This window comes from Microbulbifer mixtoriginis (SeqCode) (genome assembly GCF_052466765.1).
In genome coordinates this window covers 2,927,964-2,946,226 of the sequence record NZ_CP174289.1, presented here as the reverse complement: position 1 = coordinate 2,946,226, position 18,263 = coordinate 2,927,964, and the positions used below count along the sequence as shown (strand labels likewise).

At 54.9% G+C, this 18,263-nt stretch carries 13 protein-coding genes; 7 read left to right on the top strand and 6 right to left on the bottom strand.

Going from position 1 to position 18,263, the window contains the following annotated elements; translation table 11 throughout:
* Positions 1 to 46: 46 nt before the first annotated feature.
* From ACJJIV_RS13080 to tfpB, 3 genes are all read right to left on the bottom strand, one after another.
* On the bottom strand, positions 47 to 1,009 hold the full coding sequence (locus ACJJIV_RS13080; RefSeq protein ID WP_444889218.1) for a branched-chain amino acid transaminase: 963 nt from the start codon (positions 1,007 to 1,009) through the stop codon (positions 47 to 49).
* Positions 1,010 to 1,068: 59 nt separating this feature from the next.
* A complete protein-coding gene (gene glnE / locus ACJJIV_RS13075) occupies positions 1,069 to 3,912 on the bottom strand; it encodes a bifunctional [glutamate--ammonia ligase]-adenylyl-L-tyrosine phosphorylase/[glutamate--ammonia-ligase] adenylyltransferase (RefSeq protein ID WP_444889217.1) in 2,844 nt (947 codons plus the stop codon).
* Positions 3,913 to 4,010: 98 nt separating this feature from the next.
* Complete coding sequence (gene tfpB / locus ACJJIV_RS13070) at positions 4,011 to 5,786, bottom strand: type IV pilus assembly ATPase TfpB (RefSeq protein WP_252083560.1); 1,776 nt, start codon at positions 5,784 to 5,786, stop codon at positions 4,011 to 4,013.
* A 144-nt stretch (positions 5,787 to 5,930) separates the two neighbouring features.
* On the opposite strand from tfpB, the gene ACJJIV_RS13065 reads away from it, so the two are divergent.
* The 7 genes from ACJJIV_RS13065 to ilvD all read left to right on the top strand — a co-directional run bounded on the left by ACJJIV_RS13065 (position 5,931) and on the right by ilvD (position 15,357).
* Positions 5,931 to 6,608, top strand: a complete 678-nt coding sequence (locus ACJJIV_RS13065) for a TIGR00153 family protein (RefSeq protein ID WP_252083561.1) — start codon at positions 5,931 to 5,933, stop codon at positions 6,606 to 6,608.
* Between the two features lie 10 nt (positions 6,609 to 6,618).
* Positions 6,619 to 7,893, top strand: coding sequence for an inorganic phosphate transporter (locus ACJJIV_RS13060; protein WP_252083562.1), 1,275 nt, complete (start codon positions 6,619 to 6,621; stop codon positions 7,891 to 7,893).
* 199 nt (positions 7,894 to 8,092) lie between these two features.
* Positions 8,093 to 9,793, top strand: coding sequence for a thiamine pyrophosphate-binding protein (locus ACJJIV_RS13055; RefSeq protein ID WP_444889216.1), 1,701 nt, complete (start codon positions 8,093 to 8,095; stop codon positions 9,791 to 9,793).
* A 177-nt stretch (positions 9,794 to 9,970) separates the two neighbouring features.
* Complete coding sequence (locus ACJJIV_RS13050; protein ID WP_444889215.1) at positions 9,971 to 10,849, top strand: carboxylate/amino acid/amine transporter; 879 nt, start codon at positions 9,971 to 9,973, stop codon at positions 10,847 to 10,849.
* Entirely contained in the window at positions 10,827 to 11,990 is a 1,164-nt protein-coding gene (gene argE / locus ACJJIV_RS13045) for an acetylornithine deacetylase (protein WP_444889214.1), read from the top strand. The genes ACJJIV_RS13050 and argE overlap by 23 nt, the downstream gene beginning before the upstream one ends.
* A gap of 82 nt (positions 11,991 to 12,072) precedes the next feature.
* A complete protein-coding gene (gene argA, locus ACJJIV_RS13040) occupies positions 12,073 to 13,395 on the top strand; it encodes an amino-acid N-acetyltransferase (RefSeq protein ID WP_252083566.1) in 1,323 nt (440 codons plus the stop codon).
* 126 nt (positions 13,396 to 13,521) lie between these two features.
* A complete protein-coding gene (gene ilvD, locus ACJJIV_RS13035) occupies positions 13,522 to 15,357 on the top strand; it encodes a dihydroxy-acid dehydratase (protein WP_444889213.1) in 1,836 nt (611 codons plus the stop codon).
* A gap of 44 nt (positions 15,358 to 15,401) precedes the next feature.
* Here ilvD and ACJJIV_RS13030 read toward each other — a convergent pair whose 3' ends face one another.
* The 3 genes from ACJJIV_RS13030 to ACJJIV_RS13020 all read right to left on the bottom strand — a co-directional run bounded on the left by ACJJIV_RS13030 (position 15,402) and on the right by ACJJIV_RS13020 (position 18,259).
* Positions 15,402 to 16,052 carry an energy transducer TonB gene (locus tag ACJJIV_RS13030; RefSeq protein ID WP_252083568.1) on the bottom strand — a complete coding sequence of 217 codons (651 nt, stop codon included), beginning with the start codon at positions 16,050 to 16,052 and terminating at the stop codon, positions 15,402 to 15,404.
* A 224-nt stretch (positions 16,053 to 16,276) separates the two neighbouring features.
* The gene (locus ACJJIV_RS13025; RefSeq protein ID WP_252083569.1) at positions 16,277 to 17,629 is read right to left on the bottom strand and encodes a tetratricopeptide repeat protein; all 1,353 of its coding nucleotides are present in this window, start codon (positions 17,627 to 17,629) and stop codon (positions 16,277 to 16,279) included.
* Between the two features lie 12 nt (positions 17,630 to 17,641).
* Positions 17,642 to 18,259 (bottom strand): energy transducer TonB, encoded by a 618-nt coding sequence (locus tag ACJJIV_RS13020; RefSeq protein WP_252083570.1) that lies wholly within the window; start codon positions 18,257 to 18,259, stop codon positions 17,642 to 17,644.
* Positions 18,260 to 18,263: the final 4 nt, after the last annotated feature.

Below are 18,263 nucleotides of genomic sequence, written 5' to 3'. Positions count from 1 at the left end.
TCCACCTGAAATTGGGAGGATCTGAACTTAGCCCAAATCTGGTGAGTTAGGCTACAGCAACATGGCTTGTGTCATGAAGGCCGGTGTCATCCACATCACTCAGCCAACCTCGGTGCGCGGTACTGCGACCATGCACTACATCAAAATAAAGTCCCTGCAAGCGACCGGTGATTGGGCCGCGGCGACCACTGCCGATGGAGCGGCCATCGAGCATACTGATAGGCAGCACCTCTGCGGCGGTACCCGTAAAAAAGGCCTCATCGGCGATATAAACCTCATCGCGAGTGATACGCTTCTCCACCAACCGGTAACCGCACTCCCTAGCCAACTCAATCACCGTATCGCGGGTAATGCCATCCAAGCAGGAGGTCAGCTCCGGGGTATAAATAATCCCATCCCTGACGATGAAAAAGTTTTCCCCACTGCCCTCGGCCACATAGCCCTCTGGATCGAGCAATAACGCCTCTTCGCAACCGTTGCGAATCGCCTCCTGCAGGGCCAGCATTGAGTTGATATAATTACCGTTGGCCTTCGCCTTGCACATGCTGATGTTGACGTGGTGACGAGTATAAGAGGACGTATTGACCTTGATGCCACGCTCCAATGCCTCTGGGCTCATATAGCTGGGCCACTCCCAGGAGGCGACGATTACGTGGGTACTAAGGCCCTCTGCACGCAACCCCATCCCCTCAGAGCCGTAAAATACCATTGGGCGCAAATAGGCGTGCTGGAGATTATTTTCCCTGACTACAAGACGCTGAGCCTCATTCAGCTCATCCGCTTCATAGGGCATAGGGATATTCATGATCTTCGCGGAGCGAAATAAACGACGGGTATGATCCTGCAGGCGAAAGATACTGGCTCCGCGATCGGTCTCATAAGCGCGCACCCCCTCAAAAACACCCATGCCGTAGTGCAGGGTATGGGTTAGGACGTGCACGCGCGCATCGCGCCAGGGAACCAACTCACCGTCAAACCAGATAACGCCATCACGGTCGGCAAAAGACATAGGGCAACTCCCACTAATCCTGAAAAACAGTTTAATCGGGCAGCAGGACCAAGCCGGTTTTAACCGAGTAATTGCTGCCAGTTTGTTAGAACGGTCTTTCTTTCCGCTGTGAAACGGTCATCGCTCACTGTCCCTGGCAGTTGTTGTAGTGCCAGGCGATGACCTTCAGATCGGTAGGCTTTGTAGGCGTCGATCAGATGCTCGACCTGTTTGGCCGGCATCAGGCCCGCGTCATTCAGACTTTCGAGAATGCGAATGTTATCAGTGTATCGCACGATCGAGGGCGCAGTTTGCGCCCAGGCCAGAGCAGCATATTGAACCAAAAATTCAATATCGACAATACCGCCCGGGCCGTGCTTGAGGTCGAAATTTTGATCATTGCTTTTATCCAGGTGAGAGCGCATTTTATCGCGCATCCCAACCACTTCCTCGCGCAATTTCCCCTCATTTCTGGGCTCGCAAAGCAATTTCAGGCGTAGGGCCTCAAAGTCCTTACAGAGCTGTTCGCTACCCGCAACCGGGCGGGCGCGCACCAACGCTTGATGCTCCCAGGTCCAAGCACTTTCGCGCTGGTATTTTTCAAAGGCTTTCATAGAGGTGACCAACAGGCCCGAATTGCCCGAAGGGCGTAAACGGGTATCCACCTCATACAGCGGTCCGCTCAGGGTACGGGTTTGCAGGATATGAATCAGGCGCTGCGCCAGGCGAGTATAGAAACGCAAATTGTCGATGCTGGTTGCGCCGTCAGTAACAAGCTGGGGGTCCGCATCGTGCACAAAAACAATATCCAAATCGGAGCCGTGGGATAATTCCAGCCCTCCAAGCTTACCGTAGGCGACAATGGCAAAATGCATATCTTCAGCTGTGGCGCCGGCCGGCTGTCCATATTTATCCACCATTTGCGCCCAGGCTAGGCTGAGTGAGTGCTGCAATATACCTTCCGCCAGCCAGGTGAGAGAGTCGCTTACCTCCATCAGCGGTAATGCCCCGCTGACCTCTTGAGCGGCAATACGCAGACTCTGGCTCTGCTTGAAATAGCGCAGTGTTTCCATCTGCAGCTCCAGATCTGCTGGATCGACACGCAGCAGTTCGCGGCGAAGCTCATCGGCAATATCTTCAGCCGTGGCCGGTGCCAGCAGGCGGCGAGAATCCAGTAGTTCATCCAACAGGATGGGGTGACGCGCCAGCTGCTCGGCGATTCGTGGGCTGGCACTGCACAGTTGTACCAGCTGGCTGAGTACTGGGGGGTTCTCATTGATAAGCACCAGGTAAGCGCTGCGGCGCAATACTGAGCGCACCAGGGGGAGTACCCGACCGAGAACCAACAATGGTCTTTCCTGCAAACTGGCTGCGGCCAGCAACAAGGGCATAAAGTGATCCAGGCGCTCACGCGAAGATGCTGGCAGTGCCACTACCATTGGAGAGTGATTGAGATCCCGCAGCAACTCCAGAGCCTCCGGCTCCGGACTGAAACCTGCATTCTCCAGGGTCTGCAGATTGATCTCTTCACTACTCTCATCGCCACAGCTACTCCACAATCCCTGCCACTCTTCCGCCACATGGGGCTCGGCAATCTCCTCCGGCGGTGCAATAACCGTGTCGAACTCTCGCTCCACCACATTGCGAACGCCAGCCAGCTCCCTGGACAACTGATCCCAGTTGTCGCGGCCAAGGGCGAATGCGAGCCGCTCGCGTTCTGCTGGGTCCTGCGGCAGCGCTTGGGTCTGCTGGTCTTTATAAGCCTGCAAGGCGTGCTCCACCCGACGCAGCAGCAGGTAGCAGTTGCCCAACTCATCGGCGACACCAGGTTCCACATGGCCGTCAGCTTCCAGCAAAGGCAGGATTGTTAACAAATTGCGCTCTCGCAACGCCGGCACACGTCCACCGCGGATCAACTGGAAAGCCTGCACGATAAACTCCAGTTCGCGAATACCTCCGCGTCCCAGCTTGATATTGTCAATCAAGCCACGGGCGCGTACCTGTCGCTGAATCAGCGCTTTCATCTCGCGCAAGGCATCAATAGCACTGAAATCAATATAGCGACGGTAAGTGAATGGCCGCAACAGCTCCATCAACTCGGCGGCAACGCTTTGATCGCCAGCCACCGGACGCGCCTTGACCATGGCGTAACGCTCCCACTCGCGCCCCTGGGTCTGGTAGTAATCTTCCAGAGCGGCAAAATGGCTCACCAATGGACCGCTGTCACCATAGGGGCGCAAGCGCATATCCACACGAAACACGAAGCCCTCCGCCGTGATGGCATCCAGGGATTTAATCAGACGCTGACCCAAGCGCTGGAAAAACTTCTGGTTTTCCACACATTGATCACCATCGGTATGTCCCGGGTCGGGGTAGGCGAAGATCAGATCGATATCCGAGGAGAGATTCAGCTCGCGCGCGCCCAGCTTACCCATACCCAGCACCACCAAAGACTGAGCCCTCCCACTTTTATCCCGGGGCTCGCCATAACGCTGTGCCAGCTGGTGGTGGTGCCACTGCAAAGCCGTGCTAATAGCCAGCTCTGCCAGCTCGCTGAGACGCAGGCAGGCCCTGGGAATATCCCATTGACCGGCAAAATCCCGGAAAATAACCTCGGCGGTCGCTCGGTTGCGCAGCTGCCGCAGGGCCAGATCTAAAGTTTCATCGCTATCAAAGCACGGCAATTGCAGGCCCAGATCATCCTGTTGCAGTAGTTCCAAGAGGAAATCCGGTTGGCGGCAGCACAGTCGATAAAAGAATTCAGAACCGATAAAACTACGTGCCAGTGCCAACCCAAGTGCTTTATCTTGTAGCAACGCCTCTGCCTCAGCCGCCAATGCCGGGCCCGCCGCCTCGCGCCAGTCTTGCCACAGACTCTGCAGTTGCGGGCGCAGGGGTTCAGGGCAGATGGCGCTATCAATCATGGGAAATCGATCCTTATTTCCAAATGTGGAATTCTGCAGGGGCAGCTCTCCCGCCCCACAATTTTTAAATTCAAACTACTTGGGGAATTTGGGCCCAATTAAAAAGCGATATCCGGAGGCGGTGCAACACGCAATACTTCCGCCACCGTAGTCAGGCCAGTAGCCACCTTCTTGGCCCCCGACAGACGCAGACTGTTCATACCCTCGCGCATAGCCTGGCGACGCAGCTGTTGTAGGTCGCAATCGGGGGTGACGATGGTCTGCACCGCTTCGCTAAACGGTAGGATTTCATAGATCCCCTGGCGGCCCTTGTAGCCAGTGTTACGACATTCCAGGCAGCCCTCGGGGGCATACACTTTTTCGGGTAGAGGCGCTTTCCAAGGGCGAACCAGAGAATGCCAGTCTGCCTCATTGATTGTGTCTTCACGTTTGCACGAAGGACAGAGAGTCCGCACCAGGCGCTGGGCCATAACACCGAGGATGGTGGACTTAAGCAGGTAGTGAGGCAATCCCAAATCCAACAGACGAGTAACCGCCGTGGGAGCATCGTTGGTGTGTAGAGTGGAGATCACCAAATGGCCGGTGAGCGCTGCCTGTACCGCCATCTGCGCGGTTTCCAGATCGCGAATCTCCCCCACCATGATGATATCCGGGTCCTGGCGCATCAGGGTACGGATGCCCGCGGCAAAATCGAAGCCGATAGAATGGTGGACCTGAGTCTGATTAAAACTCTCCTCCACCATCTCGATAGGATCTTCCACGGTAGAGACATTCACTGCACTGGTGGCGAGCTGCTTGAGGCCGGTATATAGGGTAGTGGTCTTACCCGAGCCGGTAGGGCCCGTAACCAGCACAATGCCGTTGGGCCGCGCCAGCATCGTCTGCCAGCGGGCCAAATCGGTGCCGGAGAGCCCCAGGTCACTGTAAGAGCGCGCCAGTACCTCGGGATCGAAAATACGCATCACCAGCTTCTCGCCAAAGGCGGTGGGCAGAGTGGAGAGGCGAAGCTCCACCTCGCTGCCATCGGGCCGTTTGGTTTTTATGCGGCCGTCCTGAGGTTTGCGCTTCTCCGCCACATTCATTCGTCCAAGGATTTTTAGACGACTGGTTACCGCCGCATTGACCTGATCGGGCAGTTCATGGATCGGATGAAGTACCCCATCGATACGAAAACGAATACGCCCCACCTGACGCCGCGGCTCGATGTGAATATCACTGGCGCGCTGATCGAAAGCGTGCTGTAACAACCAGTCGACGATATTAACGATATGCTGGTCATTGGCCTCCGGGTCTTTAAGGCTGCCCAACTCCAGCAGCTGCTCAAAATTATTCGCCGCAGAGGTACCCTGCAGTCCACTGGCGCCGGAAATGGAATTCGCCAGAGAGTAAAACTCCACACAGTAACGCTTGATATCTGCAGGATCTGCCACCACCCGCCGCACCCGACGCCCACTAGTATGTTCCAGCTGCTCCTCCCAGCCGTGGGTGAAGGGTTGGGCCGTGGCAACGGTTAACTCTTCTGCACCAGCCTCGACACACAAAATCTGGTGACGCTTGGCGAACTGGAAACTCATTACCTCGGTTACCGCGCTCACATTCACTTTGAGCGGGTCGATATGATAGAGGGGGTGGTCCGCACACTCCGCCAGCCAGGCACTGAGTAGCTCGTCGCCCAGTAAAGTGCCTGGGCTCTTCTGGCTGGCCAGATCGCAACTGGCGATATAGCTGAGCGGATGCATCTGTGCCTGCTCCGCAGTGCGCGGAGTACCCACAATACGGTTCGCATCCAGCCTGCTCACGTAGCCCTGGGCAACGAGGTCCTCCAGTAATCCACGTAAATCCAGCAACCTGTCCGCCGCTCTACTCTCTGTCATCGGCATGCCCCCTTATTCTCATATGACGACGCATTGTAGCCCTATCAATCAAAGCCTACAGTGCATCGTTAACGCACTAATACCGAAGTGGCTCCGATTGGGGTACCATGCCGCCGTTTCGCACCCTGAGCAATGGAGCTAACCATGGCCCTGTCGAATATTGCCAATTTGTTTGGCCGCTCACCGATCAAGCCGATCGAGAAGCATATGGCTACGGCCCACGAGGCTTCAGCCGACCTGATCCCCTTCTTCGACGCCCTCATCAAAGGCGACCTGAAAGAAGCGGAGCAGATTCAATTGCGTATCTCTGCAGCAGAGAATCGCGCCGATGACATCAAGAGAGACCTGCGTCTGCACCTGCCAGACAGCCTGTTTATGCCTGTCTCCCGCTCCGACCTGCTAGAGCTGCTGCACGCCCAAGACGAAGTGGCCAACACAGCGCAGGATATTGCCGGGCTGGCGGTCGGTAGAAAAATGCAGATCCCTGAGAGTCTGCAGTCTCTGATGACCACTTTTGTAGAGAGCGCCGTGGCCACTTCCGCCCAGGCCCTGCGCGCGATCAATGAACTGGATGAGTTGCTGGAGAGCGGCTTTGCCGGGCGCGAGGTGACCATCGCCAAGCGTATGACCGAAGAGCTGGATGAACTGGAGCGCAAGTCGGATAAATTGGAAGTCGAAATTCGCGCCTCCCTGTTCACTATCGAAAAAGACCTACCGCCGGTGGATGTGATGTTCCTCTACCGGGTGATTGAATGGATCGGCGAACTGGCCGATCGCGCCCACAGCGTGGGTAACCGTTTGCAGTTGTTGTTGGCACGTTAGGGGGTTCAACGTGGAAATTCTTAGTCAATATGGCCATATTCTGTTGATATTGGCCTGTGTCGCGGGCTTTTTTATGGCCTGGGGTGTTGGTGCCAACGATGTCGCCAACGCCATGGGCACTTCAGTCGGCTCGCGAGCACTGACTATCAAACAGGCGATTGTCATCGCCATGATTTTCGAGTTTGCGGGCGCCTATTTAGCCGGTGGTGAGGTAACCGCCACAATCCGCAAAGGCATTATCGATTCTGAAATCTTTGCCTCGCAGCCCGAACTGCTCGTCTACGGCATGTTGTCCGCCCTACTCGCCGCCGGCACTTGGCTACTGGTGGCCAGTATCCTAGGCTGGCCGGTATCCACCACTCACTCCATTGTCGGCGCTATTGTCGGTTTTTCCGCAGTGGGTATCTCCCCCGATGCGGTGGCCTGGGGCAAGGTGGGTAGCATTGTAGCGAGCTGGGTAGTCTCCCCGCTGCTGGCAGGTACTATTTCCTTCCTACTGTTCCGCAGCGTGCAACGCCTGATCCTTGATACCGAGGATCCATTTGCCAACGCCAAGCGCTACATTCCTTTTTATATGTTCGCCGTGGGCTGGATGATCGCCATGGTGACTCTGACCAAGGGTCTGAAGCACGTTCTCAAAGACGCAGATATCAAGCTCAGTTTCCTGCAGGACGCCGGAATTGCCGCAATTGTGGGACTGTTGGTCGCAGGCGTTGGCGTCACCATGCTCAAGCGTATCAAGCGTGACACCTCCATCGAAGCAGAAAACCGCTTTGCCAATGTGGAGCGTGTCTTCGCGATCCTGATGATTTTCACCGCCTGTGCCATGGCCTTCGCCCATGGTTCTAACGACGTGGCCAATGCCGTTGGTCCACTGGCGGCGGTAGTCAACACCATCCAAGTGGGTGCGGTAACCGCCAAGGCAACCATGCCTTCATGGATTCTGTTGCTTGGGGGCCTGGGTATTGTGGTGGGCCTCGCCACCTATGGCTTTAAAGTAATGGCGACTATTGGCCGTAAAATTACTGAGCTAACGCCCAGCCGCGGCTTTGCTGCAGAACTCGGCGCCGCTGCTACCGTGGTTATGGCCTCCGGCACTGGCCTGCCCATCTCCACCACCCATACCCTGGTGGGCGCGGTACTGGGTGTTGGCCTAGCCCGTGGCATCGGTGCGCTGAACCTGCGTATGATTACCACCATCGCCGCTTCCTGGGTAGTTACCCTGCCCGCTGGCGCTGGAATTGCAATCCTGTTCTTCTACTTCTTCAAGGGATTGTTTGGCTAATTGCGGCTGCGCAATATCCATCAAAAAAAGGGAAGCTCAGCTTCCCTTTTTTATTTCAAGCGAACCGCTCTTGTCCTACTGGCTGGCCAGAGCCACCCCCTCATCACCCCCTCAGAAACTGAACTAAGCTGTCCCAGATCTACCCGAAACCGTCCCGCCTGCCGAGTAGCGATCACCAGCTGAGAATGAATATCGCCACATGACGACACGTGACACTAGACATTGGACCGTTGGCACCTACCTGGCACAGCGCTTGAAGGATGTGGGTATCCGCCACTATTTTGCCCTGCCTGGCGATTACAATCTGGTGTTGCTCGACCAGCTACTGCTGGAGCCTGACCTAAAGATGATCAGTTGCTGCAATGAGCTGAATGCAGGTTATGCCGCTGACGGCTACGCTCGGGCAACCCAGGGACCCGCCGCAGCCGTGGTCACATTTTCTGTTGGCGGGCTCAGCATGATCAACGCAGTCGCAGGGGCCTATGCGGAGGATCTCCCTCTGATTGCCATTTCCGGGGGCCCAAATACCAATTCGGAAGCCGAGTGGGAGTACCTGCACCACACTCTGGGCGAAGTGAACTACAGCTATCAGCGCGAGATGTACTCTTACGTTACCGCCGAGACCGTAATCATCCACCACCCCAAACTGGCACCGGCCGCTATAGATCGCGCACTGGATACCGCCATGTTGCGGCGCAAACCAGTGTATATAGAGGTCGCCGCCAATGTCGCCAATGCCCCAACCTCGGCGCCAATTCCGCGCGGCTTTGCCCGACGCCCTACCAGCGATCCCGACTCCCTCGCCGCCGCTGTGAAGCATATCGTCGATTTCTTAAATGGTGCCGAGCGCCCGGTTTTAATTGCTGGCAGCAGGGTGCGTGCAGCCAGTGCGCAAAAAGCCCTGTGCGATCTGGCCCATAGCTGTAAATATGGTCTCGCCTCAATGCCCGATGCCAAGGGTCTACTTCCCGAGACCCTTGAGAGCTTTATGGGTATCTATTGGGGCCCTGTGAGCACCCCTGGATGCAGTGAGATTGTGGATACAGCAGATGCTCTATTATTTGCCGGTCCCCTGTTTACCGATTACACAACAACCGGCCATCAGCTGTGCTTTCAGGGTGATAAAGCCATCCTGGTGCAACCTACTTCTGTTCAACTGGGGGACACCTGCTACAGCAATGTGCATATGAGGGATCTGCTAAATGCCCTTGTAGGACAACTAAGTGCAAACGATGGGGCCTTGAAGGCCTACCACAGGGTGAGCAGCCCTAAACATATCCCCAAACCCGGTAAACCCGACACACCACTCACCACTAGACAACTGTTCGCACGAATACAGAAGCTGCTCGATCGCAAAAGTACCTTACTGGTGGAGACTGGGGACTCCTGGTTTAACGGTATGGAGCTTTCATTGCCCGAGGGAGCACAGTTTGAGATTCAGATGCAATATGGAAGCATCGGCTGGTCTGTGGGAGCCAGCCTCGGCTACGCCCTCGGAATGAGCAAAGGGCGCCTGATCTCCTGCATTGGCGACGGCTCCTTCCAGCTCACTGCCCAGGAAATATCCACCATGATTCGCTACGGGGTTAACCCGATTATTTTCCTGATCAACAATGGTGGTTATACCATTGAGGTGGAGATCCACGATGGCCCCTATAACACGATTAAGAATTGGGATTACGCCAAGCTGATCGAGACTTTTAGTGCAGGGGAAGGCAACGCCTGGGGGTGTAGGGTCACCACCCAAGGCGAGCTGGATCAGGCAATCACCGAAGCCAAGAAGCGTAGTGGCCTGTGCCTGATCGAAGTGCTGATCGACCGCAACGACTGCAATGTAAACCTACTGCGTTGGGGCAACCAAGTTGCCCGCAATAACAGCCGGGCGCATCGTAGTATATGACAGCCACTCCAAACGATGAGGGCAATGTTTTTGTCCCTCTTTTTCGATTGAGCAAGCTTCATTGAACACTACTCATCGCAGTAAGTGGCAACCACTTCCATTTATTCTTCGCCCGCGCAATACTCACCAGCCACTAGCTATTTGCCGCATATCATCCGTTCCCGAGAAAGCATTCCCATGCCTTTATTGATCCTTGTCACCCTGCTCTGGGCCTTTTCTTTCAGCCTGATCGGAGTTTACCTCGCCGGTCAGGTCGACAGTTATTTCTCGGCGATGACTCGGGTTTTATTGGCCGCTCTGGTATTTCTGCCCCTGTTACAGTGGCGACGCTCTAGTGCTCGCGACGCCATTGTTCTAATGGCCATTGGTGCCGTACAGCTGGGGGCCATGTACCTTTTTTACTATCAGTCATTCCTGCTGCTGAGTGTGCCTGAGGTGCTACTGTTTACCATATTTACCCCTCTATACATTGCACTGTTTTATGATCTGATTGAGCGACGCCTATCACTGTGGAATTTGGCCATCGCACTGCTGGCAGTCTTCGGGGCGGCCATTATCCGCTGGGACTCCCCCAGTGGCGATTACTGGTTAGGCTTTGCCGTGGTTCAGGGGGCCAACCTGTGTTTTGCCGTCGGCCAGGTTGCTTACAAGCAATTTATGCAGCGGGATCAATCTCTCCCGCCCAGGCAGACATTTGGCTGGTTTTTTCTAGGTGCGGCAGTCATTACGGTATGCGCATGGGCTTTTTTGGGCGAGCCCAGGTATCCACAAACCCTAACCCAATGGGGAGTATTGTTGTGGCTCGGCCTTGTGGCCTCCGGCCTCGGTTATTTCCTCTGGAATAAGGGCGCCACCCTAGTCTCCGCGGCGACTCTCGCGGCTATGAACAATGCCCTGGTACCCGCTGGCCTACTGGTAAACCTGTTAATCTGGAACCGCGATGCGGATATTCCCAGACTCGCTCTGGGTGGATGCGCAATCGCACTGGCGGTTATCCTCAACGAGCGACGCAACAAAATAGGGGACAATTCCCATGGCGCCTATCGCAGTACCTGAGTTAAAGACCCAGCTTCGACAATTAATCGCCTGCCCCAGTGTCAGTGCCACCGATCCAGCGCTGGACATGGGCAACCGCCCGGTGGTGGAGAAACTCGCAGACTGGCTCGATACCCTAGGGTTCACAGTGGAATTGATGCCCCTGCCAGACAGCACGAATAAAGCCAACTTGATTGCCACCCTTGGCGCACATGAGGGCGCTGAAGGCGGCCTGATCCTTTCCGGACACACCGACACGGTTCCCTTCGACGATGGTCGCTGGCATTCAGACCCGTTCAGCCTGCAGGAGCGCGACAATCGCCTCTATGGCTTGGGCACCAGTGATATGAAAAGCTTTTTCCCACTGGCCATCGAAGCCGCCCGCAGCTTTATCGATAAACCTCTGCGCCAGCCCCTGACCATTCTCGCTACCGCCGATGAAGAGACCTCAATGACCGGCGCCAGAGAATTGGTCAAAGCAGGGCGACCGCAAGGACGCTACGCGGTAATTGGCGAGCCGACTGGCTTGCACCCGGTTCGCATGCACAAAGGAGTGATGATGGAGGCCGTTCGTATCACGGGACAATCGGGGCACTCCTCCAATCCTAGCCTCGGTGCTAATGCCCTGGAGGCCATGCACTTGGTTATTGGGGAGTTATTACGTCTGCGTGGGGAGTGGCAGGAAAAGTACAATAACCCCGGATTTGTCGTCCCCGTACCCACCCTCAACCTTGGCTGTCTCCATGGTGGTGACAACCCCAACCGAATTTGCGGCCATGCGGAGTTACAGTTTGACGTACGCCCACTACCCGGTATGTCACTGCAGGAATTGCGCCGTGAGTTAAATACAAGGCTGCAGGCATGTATCGACAACAGTAGAATTCATTTCGATATGGTTTCTCTGTTTCCCGGTACCGAACCCTTCGAACAGGATCCTAATTCTGAGTTGGTCAAGGTTGCAGAAAAGCTCACCGGTTACAGCGCCCAGAGTGTCGCCTTCGGCACTGAAGCCCCCTACTTGAAGAGCATGAATATTGACACTATCGTGCTTGGCGCCGGTGATATAGACCAGGCTCACCAACCGGATGAATACCTGGAGCTCGATCGTATAGAGCCGATGGTAAAAATATTGCGCAATCTGATCGGACGCTTCTGCCTCTAAACCATTCAGGCCGGCCCGGCTTCAGTTAAATTTTTATCCGCCCCTTACACAAGCAAATACATCGACAGACGGAAAGGTATTAGTGACCGACGAGAACGCCTCCCTCAATTGGTTCCGCCATGCGGCGCCCTATATCAATGACCTGCGCGGTCGCACTCTGGTAGTCGGCATTCCCGGCGACGGGCTCGAACACAGCAACTTTCGCAACCTGGTCCACGATCTGGCGCTGCTCGCCAGCCTTGGAGTCCGCCTGGTAGTGGTGCATGGCTGCCGTGCACAAGTCAACCGCGCCCTGCAAGAGCGCGGCATTGAGGGCCGTTTTCACGGCAACAAGCGTGTTACCGACCGGGAAAGCTTGGAAGTGATAAAAGCCGCAGTGGGCAGATTGCGCTTCGATATCGAAGCGGCCTTTTCCCAGGGGCTCCCCGACTCCCCCATGGCGCGCTCAGCGCTGAAGGTAATCTCTGGAAATCTGGTTACTGCACGCCCATGCGGCGTTCTGGATGGTGTCGACCTGGGCTGGACCGGCACAGTGAGGCGCATGGAAGTCAACACTATTGAACAGGCACTAGACCAGGGCGCACTGGTGCTACTATCCCCCCTGGGGACCTCTTTGACCGGCGAACTGTTCAATATTAATTACCTGGACCTAGCCGCAGAGGCCGCTAGAGTCCTGCGAGCCGAGAAACTGGTGCTGTTCCGCGAGCCGGCGCAATTAATGCTTGATGGTAATCCGATCAACGAGCTCAGTATTGTGCAGGCCGAGCAATCCGCCACCCGAATACAGAGCAAAACCCTGCAGTGTGCCATTCAGGCCTGCAATTCAGGTATAGCCCGGGTCCACCTGCTCAGTTACTGCCAGAATGGTTCTCTGATCCAGGAGCTTTTTCGCCGTGAAGGCGCCGGTACCATGATCTACCGGGATAGTTATGAAGTGGTACGCCGGGCGCGAATCACCGATGTAGGGGGGATTCTCGGTCTGATTCGCCCACTGGAGAAGCAAGGCGTTTTGGTAAGACGCTCACGGGAAAAGCTCGAAGCCGAGATAGATCATTTCACCCTGGTGGAGGTCGATGGTACACCCGTAGCCTGTGCCGCACTCTACCCTATTGGAGACGACAGCGACGATACTTCTGCCGCAGAGATTGCCTGCGTGGCAAGCCACCCAGATTTTCGTGGCGGTGGGCGCGGCGCCAAGCTGATGCGCCACCTCGAACGCCAAGCCCGAGCGGTCAATATCCGCGAGCTCTATGTGCTCACCACCCAAACCGAACACTGGTTTATCGAACAGGGGTTTGATCAGGTCGGGGTGAGTGATCTGCCAGCCTCACGTAAATCCCTGTACAACATCCAGCGCAATTCACGCATTCTGCGCAAACAGCTCGGCCAGGACGGTATGTCTTAACTCTCTCCTATCGCAATACCTATCCTAGTAAGTAGCGCAGTGGATCCGCACTGCGCGAAAACATCCCAGATATAGGCTTTTTTTGCTAAGCTGACGCTCTAATTTACACAGCCGGATGCTTGTACCATGCCCAGATATCGTTCCCGTACCTCCACCGCCGGACGCAATATGGCCGGCGCCCGTGCCCTGTGGCGTGCCACAGGTATGACCGATGCGGATTTCCACAAGCCGATTATCGCCATCGCCAATTCATTCACTCAGTTTGTACCCGGGCACGTACACCTCAAAGATATGGGGCAGCTGGTGGCAAGGGAGATCGAGCGAGCCGGCGGTGTCGCCAAGGAATTCAATACCATCGCCGTAGACGATGGTATCGCCATGGGCCACGATGGCATGCTCTACAGCCTGCCCAGCCGTGAGATTATCGCCGACTCGGTGGAATACATGGTCAACGCCCACTGCGCTGATGCCCTGGTATGTATATCCAACTGTGACAAGATCACTCCGGGCATGCTGATGGCTGCCCTGCGCCTGAATATCCCGGTTATTTTTGTATCCGGCGGACCAATGGAGGCTGGCAAGACCAAACTGGCCGACCACAAGCTCGATCTGGTGGATGCCATGGTGATCGCCGCCACAGATACAGCCTCTGACGAAGAGGTTGCGGAGTACGAGCGCTCTGCCTGCCCCACCTGCGGTTCCTGCTCCGGCATGTTCACCGCCAACTCCATGAACTGTCTGACTGAGGCGTTGGGCCTCTCACTGCCAGGCAACGGCACCCTGTTGGCCACCCATGCGGACCGCAAAGAATTGTTCCTGCGCGCCGGACGAGAAATCGTCTCGCTGACCAAGCGTTACTACGAAGAAAATGACGGGAGCGCCCTGCCTCGCAATATCGCCAACCGCGCAGCCTTTATGAATGCCATGGCTCTCGATATCGCCATGGGCGGCTCGACCAACACGATATTGCATCTACTCGCCGTAGCCGAGGAGGGCGATATCGACTTCAACTTACAGGATATCGATCGACTCTCACGCGAGGTGCCGCAACTGTGCAAAGTCGCACCTAACACAGAGAAGTACCATGTGGAGGACGTCCACCGAGCCGGTGGGGTAATGGCGATTCTCGGCGAATTGGAATCTGCTGGGTTAATTGATGCCTCCCTGCCCACCGCCTACGGTGGCTCATTAGCGGATGCACTAAGGCAATGGGATATTTCTCGCACCGATCAGCAATCGGTGCATGACTTCTACCGGGCTGGTCCCGCAGGTATTCCCACACAGACCGCATTTAGCCAGGCCTGTCGCTGGCCAACTCTGGATGCCGATCGTCAGCAAGGGTGCATTCGCTCAGCCGAGCACGCTTATTCTGCTGAGGGCGGGCTGGCAGTTTTATTCGGTAACCTGGCCCCTAATGGCTGTGTAGTAAAAACCTCTGGTGTGGACGAGACACTGTGGCAATTTGAGGGCCCGGCCCATGTTGTCGAGAGCCAGGAAGAGGCGGTTGCCCATATTCTCGAAGGTAAAGTACAGAAAGGCCAGGCGGTAATTGTTCGCTATGAGGGCCCTAAAGGCGGGCCTGGTATGCAGGAAATGCTGTACCCCACCAGCTACCTAAAATCCAAGGGCCTTGGGGAACACTGTGCCCTGATTACCGATGGACGTTTTTCCGGGGGCACCTCTGGCCTCTCTATCGGCCACGTTTCTCCAGAGGCTGCATCTGGAGGAAATATCGCCCTGGTGCAGGATGGCGATCCAATCCGAATCGATATACCGGCGCGCAAAATTGAGATTGCCCTCAGTGAAGAGCAGCTTGAGAATCGCCGCCAGGAAATGGAAGGGCTCGGCCAGCAGGGCTGGAAACCCCAAAACGAGCGCCCCCGCAAAGTCAGCAAGGCCCTAAAAGCCTATGCATTACTCGCCACCAGCGCTGATCGCGGTGCGGTAAGGGAAATTGATTAAGCAGATATACAGAAATTAGAAAACGGCCCAAACGGGCCGTTTTTTTATTGTGCAAGTTTATAGGTGATCCGATTGCGAACACCATACCGCTCGACGGTGTGGCCATCTTCCACTTGTGGCTGATATTTAAACCGCTCTGCCGCAGCCTGTGCCGAACGATTAAATACATTGGTTGGATTGCCGGCGCTGTCATAGCCAGCAATAACACGCACATCGCGCACCGCACCGGTTTTGGTTATCGTAAACTCCACAACTACATAACCTTCTATACCTCTGCGCATAGCCGTGCTCGGGTAACGCGGTGTAGCCTTATAAACAGGCACAGGCTCTCTCGATACGATAGCTGGATTATTACCAGATTCAGTAACCGGAGGAGTAATCGTTGGGATGGTATTTATAGTCTCCACTTCTCTAATCACCTCAGTACGCTCTAGCGGTGGCGGAAGATCCTGAGGGCTCGGCGGAGCCTGATACTCTTGCTGGGTAACCACTTTCTTGTCGGTCATATCTATAGGTTGAATCGTCGGTAACGGCTTGGCCACCGGCTCCACAAAATTTGTGGAGATCAACTGACTCATTGCAAAAATCAAACCGAGAGTAATCAGAGCAGCGTAAGCCAAGCCTTTGGCATAACCAGTAAGCAAATGGGTAGGGAAAAAATCGGGGCTGGAAAATGGCGTGCAAGCTCTATCCATAACACCTCTCCTATTGTTATTAGGGCGCGTAAAAGGCATCTGAATGCCGAAATGGAAAAAGCTGATCAGCTGACTTTAATCATTAGCCAATTCACGAAAAAATGCAAATAGTTCGTAAATACAGGTTATAGCAGCATTTAATATTACTGAAAGAGGAAACCGGGGCATAAAAAAAGCCGCACATCTCTGTACGGCTTTTCTGGGATTGAAAAGTAACTAAGCGATTAAATTGCCAATTGCTTTTCCCTCTCCTGCTCACCCTTCACAAATTCCATCCACTGCTTGGCAAACTTCTCAGAGCGCTCATCTTTCGAGGCTTCTCTAAGACTTTTTATTGCCGCGTCATAGCGCTTCAGGTTGGCATTAGCCATACCTAACACAATATGTAGAGTGTCGACACGCTTGATCTTGCCCTTTGCCAGAGCTTTTTTGCCCATGGAAACGGCCTTCTCATTCTGGTCCAGGTCCAGGTAGATCCCGGCCAGGCGCGAGTAGATTTCACCCTTATCAGACAATTGAGCTGCAGCTTCCAACTGGGGAATCGCTTTTTGCAGCTCCTGAGCCATCTGATACGCCTGAGCAAGCGTTTCCAGGTTCTTGGCTGTACGAGGGATCTTCTTCTCTTGGATACCTTTGGCAATCACCTTGGCACCTTTATAAGGCATTTCGTGCCCCATAAAGAGATAACCCATATTCAACAGGTCCCGATCCTTCTCCAGCGCACCTGCCAGATAAGCGGCTTCCATCATATGCAGCTGATCTTTATCGCGCTTCAGCTCGCCATACATAGCCGCCAGTGTTTTGTAGTACACAGGCTTGGGATAGTGCTGTACCAGCTTCTCAAGAACACCAGCTACTTTTTTGTAGTCGTTGCGCTCGAAGTACACGTACTGCTGAAGACCGTACCAACCTTCCTTGGGCACCTTGCCTTCTTTCTCATACATGGATACCGCAATATTGATATCCGCCAGCGCTTTGCTCTGATTACCAACCTGGTTATAGGCCTGGGCACGCAATGCATAAGAGTCGGCAGTTATACGATCAGAGACCTTGAACCATTTATTCAGGTAATTAATCGCCTGCTTGTAATCCTCGGTAACAAAGTAGAGCTGCGCGAGGGTAAACAAGGTTCCCACTTCAAGTGCAACCGGCAGGTTTTTTTCGCCCTGGTTCAGCACTTTCTTAAAGTAGGGGATGGCCTCTTTGTAGCGCTCGGTACTGTAGTAAACCACACCGAAGAAATTGTACATCTGAGCTATCTCATAGCCGTTGTACCGTTTCTTACTCGCATCCATCTCTTGAAGTGCAACTAAAGCGCCCGCCCAATCTTCTGCATCAGCAGCTTCCTGGGCTTTCTCCAACTTTTTATACGCGGCTTCGCGCATAGCCGGTACTTTGCGGCTCTTCTGGTTGCTGGGCTTTTTTTGCTCCTGGGCCTGGGCAGAGGCGAAAGGTGCGGAAACACCCGCTGCTTCGAGCACGGTAACACTGAGTGCTGGTGCCAAGACCAGGGGCAATGCTACTGAGGTGCGCAGCGCGAGCTTGGACAAACTTTTGCTAATGCTTGTCAACTTCATAGTGCTTCCTCCTTAGTCCTTAGCCATATTAAAGCTGATCTTAGTCCGCACATTCGGGACTTCGGTCGGCTTGCCATCAACTACCCGCGGCTTGTATTTATACTTCAGCGCGGACTTGAGTGCGGCCCTGTTAAAAACAGAGGTGGGCTTGCCATCCAGGGTAAAGGCTTCGATCACAATAGGATCGCGCACAGAACCATTGGTGGTCACCGTATACTCTACGATTACATAGCCTTCCATACCCCGCTGAAGTGCACGGCGTGGATACTGGGGCTGAACCTTAACGATGGGCAGGTAGTCACCCTCACCAAAGCTAAAACCAGACAGCTTGACACCGCCAGACGCCTTGGGCGCAGAGATACTGATACCGCCATCGATGTCCGGCTCCTCAAACTCCGGCTCAGGCATTTCCGGCGGCGGAGTTTCAGGATCCTCCGGTTTCACCGGCTTGGTCGTGTCGTATTGTGTTTCGATCTTCTGCTCAGGCATCACCACATCGGCAACTTTGAACTGCTCCTTTTCCTCTGGAGCGCCCATATTTGCCTGAATCAGCTGATGCATGGTGAAGATGAGGCCAAAGGTTGTGGCTACTGCCAGCGTACCTGCCCCAAGAAGTCTTACCGGATTCATAGCT

Bases quoted from the DNA above. Each gene is read 5' to 3' on its own strand.
- ACJJIV_RS13080 (WP_444889218.1), bottom strand. From the start codon at position 1,009: ATGTCTTTTGCCGACCGTGATGGCGTTATCTGGTTTGACGGTGAGTTG.
- glnE (WP_444889217.1), bottom strand. From the start codon at position 3,912: ATGATTGATAGCGCCATCTGCCCTGAACCCCTGCGCCCGCAACTGCAG.
- tfpB (WP_252083560.1), bottom strand. From the start codon at position 5,786: ATGACAGAGAGTAGAGCGGCGGACAGGTTGCTGGATTTACGTGGATTA.
- ACJJIV_RS13065 (WP_252083561.1), top strand. From the start codon at position 5,931: ATGGCCCTGTCGAATATTGCCAATTTGTTTGGCCGCTCACCGATCAAG.
- ACJJIV_RS13055 (WP_444889216.1), top strand. From the start codon at position 8,093: ATGACGACACGTGACACTAGACATTGGACCGTTGGCACCTACCTGGCA.
- ACJJIV_RS13050 (WP_444889215.1), top strand. From the start codon at position 9,971: ATGCCTTTATTGATCCTTGTCACCCTGCTCTGGGCCTTTTCTTTCAGC.
- argE (WP_444889214.1), top strand. From the start codon at position 10,827: ATGGCGCCTATCGCAGTACCTGAGTTAAAGACCCAGCTTCGACAATTA.
- ilvD (WP_444889213.1), top strand. From the start codon at position 13,522: ATGCCCAGATATCGTTCCCGTACCTCCACCGCCGGACGCAATATGGCC.
- ACJJIV_RS13030 (WP_252083568.1), bottom strand. From the start codon at position 16,052: ATGGATAGAGCTTGCACGCCATTTTCCAGCCCCGATTTTTTCCCTACC.
- ACJJIV_RS13025 (WP_252083569.1), bottom strand. From the start codon at position 17,629: ATGAAGTTGACAAGCATTAGCAAAAGTTTGTCCAAGCTCGCGCTGCGC.
- ACJJIV_RS13020 (WP_252083570.1), bottom strand. From the start codon at position 18,259: ATGAATCCGGTAAGACTTCTTGGGGCAGGTACGCTGGCAGTAGCCACA.